A 4,297-nucleotide genomic window follows, 5' to 3' on the forward strand; every position below is an offset into this window, starting at 1 on the left:
GAAAATTGTCTGAGCAATTTTTTGATAATTGACCACTGTTACATTTGGTAAATCGAGGAGTTGATCAAAATTTATCCACATAACCCACCTCCTGTTCTGTGTTACTATTATACCATGCTCACACAGAACCTAGAAGAGCCAAATTCGGGGTCAATCAATTCCTGATTTGCTTGCAGAATATTAGTTCGTTCCTCATCATCAGCACAAGCGAGCAACTGTTCTATTAAATTAACATAAGCTTGGGCGCGTTGTTCATTCATCGTCTTAACTATGATTTTTATGATTATGTGATGGACTATGATTCTTTTCGAGAGAGCGACCCCATGATGTGATATAAGACAATAAATACTCATGATTGTCAAAGATAACCTAATCATAGTCGCTCATTCAATCATGAGTCTAATCATCGTCTTAACTATGATTTTTGTGATTATGTGAGGGACTGTGATTTTTTTCGAGAGAGCGACCCCATGATGTGATATAATACAATAAATAGTCGTGATTGTCGAAAGATAACCTAATCATAGTCTATCATTCAATCATTCTAAATCATAGTTTAGACATTGAATTGTCAAAAACAACCCAATCATAGTCCATCATTAAATCATGAGTCTAATCATAGTTTAGACATTGAATTATCAGAGACAATCTAATCAAAATCCTCACTTCATCATCTAAATCCTAGCCATGACTTTTATTAATCCCCAATACCCTGAAAGTGAACTAACAGGTAAAATTATTGGTTGTGCAATGGAAGTTCACCGTATCTTAGGAAATGGTTTTCAAGAAGTAATTTATCAACGTGCTTTGGCAAAAGAAATGAACCTACAGGGATTATCTTTTTCGAGAGAACACGAAATGCCGATCTTTTATAAAGATGATCAAATAGGTACAAGACGAGTTGACTTTTTTGTTGAAGGTAAAGTGATGGTAGAATTAAAAGCCGTTATTCAACTTGAAGACGTTCACTTAGCACAAGCTATCAATTATCTCGAAGCTTATGGGTTAGATATTGGATTATTGCTTAATTTTGGAAATATCAGTTTACAGTTTAAAAGAGTTCACAAGCCGAAAAGAAAACCTAACTATAACTAGAAATAATTGAAGTGTATAAAACTTAAAATCCTAGTCCATCAAACAATCATAAAAATCATAGTTTAGACGTTTTCACAAAGCATTTTTGGGGCTACGGTTCCAGAATTCGGGCTAGTCAAGGACTAAACCCGAACTTGACCGAGTTTTTTAATCCTCTAAACTAATCTTGACTGGATTAACTTTCCAAATCTCTTGACAATATTCCCAGATTGTGCGATCGCTAGAGAATTTGGCCATACGAACCGAGTTGAGAATCGACATCCGCGTCCACTTGTCCCGATCGCGATAAGCTTCACTTACCTGTTCCTGACAATCAGCGTAGGATTGATAATCAGCTAAAAGCATATACTGGTCATCGTAGAGGAGAGAATCGACGATCGGCCTGAATAATTCTTGGTCACCATGGCTAAAATAACCACTCTTGATTCGATCGATCACTCCCTTCAATTCGCGATTATTTTTGTAATAGCTCATCGGTTCATAACCGTGTGCTTTCTTAGCATAAACTTCTCCTGCTGTCAAGCCAAAAAGGAAGAAATTTTCTGCTCCTGCTTCCTCGCGAATTTCGATATTAGCACCGTCCAGAGTCCCAATGGTGAGGGAGCCATTCATGGCAAACTTCATGTTACCGGTTCCGGAAGCTTCCTTACCCGCCGTGGAAATCTGTTCGGAAAGATCAGCCGCCGGATAGATGCGTTGACCCAAAGAAACGTTAAAGTTAGGCAGGAAAACCAATTTTAAACGACCTCTGACATCAGGATCCTTATTAACAATTTCAGCTACAGCATTAGTTAACTTAATAATTAACTTAGCCATAAAGTAACCGGGGGCTGCCTTACCACCAAAGATAAAAGTGCGCGGCACGATATCGATCTGAGGGTTCTGTTTAATGCGATTGTAAAGGGCGATAATGTGCAGAACTGCCAGATGTTGGCGTTTGTATTCGTGAATCCGTTTTACCTGCACATCGAAAATCGAATTAACATCCACCTCGATATTGCGGGTTTTCAGCATATAAGCCGCTAAATCGGCCTTATTCGCCTGTTTAATTTCATACCAACGCTGACGGAATTCGGGATCATCAAGGTATTGTTCCAGTTTTCGCAATTCCTTCAGGTCTTTTAACCAATCATCGCCGATTTTTTCGGTAAATAGTGCCGATAATTGGGGATTGCTCAATAAAATCCACCGGCGCGGGGTGACACCATTGGTTTTATTGTAGAATTTTTCCGGCCAGAGCATGGCAAACTCTTTCAGGGTGTCCTTTTGCAGTAACTCTGTGTGTAAAGCGGCGACTCCGTTAATCGAGTGACTACCCACACAGGCTAAATTAGCCATGCGAATTTGTTTATTACCCCAACCAGCTTCTTCAACTATCGACAATTTGCCCAATAATTCCTCGTTATCGGGAAACCAAGTCCGCACATCCTCAAGGAAAAAGTGATTGATCAGATAGATAATTTCTAGATGTCGGGGCAGCAGTTTACCAAGTAAATCCGCCGACCAACGTTCCAGGGCTTCCGGCAATAGGGTATGATTGGTATAAGCGAAGGTTTTTTGGGTAATTGCCCAAGCTTTTGACCATTCTAAGCCGTTTTCATCCACTAACAAACGCATTAACTCAGCGATCGCAATGGCGGGGTGAGTATCGTTCAGTTGAATAGCGGCGGTTTCGTGGAAGTTTTGCAGATTTTTGTGGCTTTTTAGGTGAATGCGAATTAAATCTTGCAGGGAAGCGGCCACAAAAAAGTATTGTTGGGCGAGACGTAATTCGCGACCGGCGGGGGTGTTATCGTTGGGATAAAGGACTTTAGAAATGGTTTCCGCGTCCATTTTTTCGGCCACGGATTGATCGTATAACCCGGCGTTAAAAGCCTCAAAATTAAATGATTCACTCGCTTCTGCTTTCCAGAGACGCAAAGCGTTAACCGTGTTGGTTTTGTAACCCGGGACGGGGGTATCGTGGGGAATGGCTAAAACCCGACGTTCCGGCAGCCATTGTACCCGTTCCTGTCCCTTATCGTCGTGATAGATTTCCGTCCGGCCCCCCAGTTTTACTTCCACACTTTCATCGGGACGGGGTAATTCCCAAGGATTGCCGAAGCGTAGCCAGTTATCGGGGATTTCCACCTGCCAACCGTTTTGGATCATTTGATGGAAAATGCCAAATTCGTAGCGGATACCGTAACCGATGGCGGGAATTTCTAGGGAAGCGAGGGAATCGAGGAAACAAGCCGCTAAACGCCCTAAACCGCCGTTTCCCAGGCCGGGATCTGGTTCCTGTTCGATAATTTCCTCAAAATCAAGACCTAATTCCTCGATCATCTCTTTGATTAGGTCATAAATACCCAAATTAGCGAGATTATTGCCTAAATACCGCCCCATGAGGAATTCGGCGGAGAAATAGCAGACGAGTTTAACTTTTTCTTGTTTGTAGGTGTCGGTGGATTTCAGAAAACGACGCAGGAGGCGATCGCGAACGGTGTAGGCAAGGGCGACATAGTAATTGTAGGGACTGGCATCGGTGCGGTTAACCCCTTGCAAATAAAACAAATTGTCCAGAAAAGCCCGTTTTAGGGTTTCGGGACTCATGCCCGTGCGATCATCTTCAACTAAAGTGGGGCATTGAAGTGCTTCACGCCCATCAGCTAGGGTATAGGTTGTCTCCATGGGTTTTTGTTGTCCATATATTCGGGAGTCGATCGCCGATCAGATTCTGATGACGATATCCTTTATAGTTTACTTGTTACCTTTTGGAGAGACTCAGACATTTAGATTTCTATTGGTTTTGAGCGGATCTGCGATCGCAATTGCCGACAAAAAAGGGTGAACCCTGTCCACCCTCCCACAATTATTCACAAAAAAAGCTTAATAGCGTTTTTTTCTGTCACCACCACCACCATTGAAGGGCGCGCGCTCTTCACGCTCGCGGGCCTGGTTAACTTTAATTGATCGCCCCATCCATTCAGCACCATCCAGTGCCTCAATTGCGGTAGTTTCCTGGGCTTTACTTTCCATTTCCACGAAGGCGAAACCGCGTTTGCGGCCTGTCTCTTTGTCAACGGGAATATGAACCCTTTGAACCTTGCCGTACTCTTTAAAGACATCGACCAGATCTTCTTGGGAAATCTCGTAAGAGAGATTACCAACAAAAATAGACATAATACTTGAATCCTCGATCAATACTCGAAACGGTGTGGAG

General features: G+C 42.4%; 4 protein-coding genes. 1 reads left to right on the forward strand and 3 read right to left on the reverse strand.

Translation table 11 applies throughout. From position 1 onward, the window contains the following. Window positions 1-107: 107 nt before the first annotated feature. On the reverse strand, window positions 108-260 hold the full coding sequence (locus tag O9295_RS00030; RefSeq protein WP_288030776.1) for a hypothetical protein: 153 nt from the start codon (window positions 258-260) through the stop codon (window positions 108-110). Window positions 261-687: 427 nt separating this feature from the next. Between O9295_RS00030 and O9295_RS00035 the strand changes: the two genes are divergently transcribed. After that, the gene (locus O9295_RS00035; protein ID WP_002759175.1) at window positions 688-1,095 is read left to right on the forward strand and encodes a GxxExxY protein; all 408 of its coding nucleotides are present in this window, start codon (window positions 688-690) and stop codon (window positions 1,093-1,095) included. Between the two features lie 147 nt (window positions 1,096-1,242). Here O9295_RS00035 and O9295_RS00040 read toward each other — a convergent pair whose 3' ends face one another. Further along, window positions 1,243-3,765 (reverse strand): glycogen/starch/alpha-glucan phosphorylase, encoded by a 2,523-nt coding sequence (locus O9295_RS00040; RefSeq protein ID WP_288030779.1) that lies wholly within the window; start codon window positions 3,763-3,765, stop codon window positions 1,243-1,245. Between the two features lie 198 nt (window positions 3,766-3,963). Then, a complete protein-coding gene (gene rbp, locus O9295_RS00045; protein WP_002798415.1) occupies window positions 3,964-4,257 on the reverse strand; it encodes an RNA-binding regulator in 294 nt (97 codons plus the stop codon). Between the last annotated feature and the right edge of the window lie 40 nt (window positions 4,258-4,297).

The sequence above is a fragment of the Microcystis sp. LE18-22.4A genome (assembly GCF_027531105.1).
Taxonomy (GTDB): Bacteria; Cyanobacteriota; Cyanobacteriia; order Cyanobacteriales; family Microcystaceae; genus Microcystis; species Microcystis aeruginosa.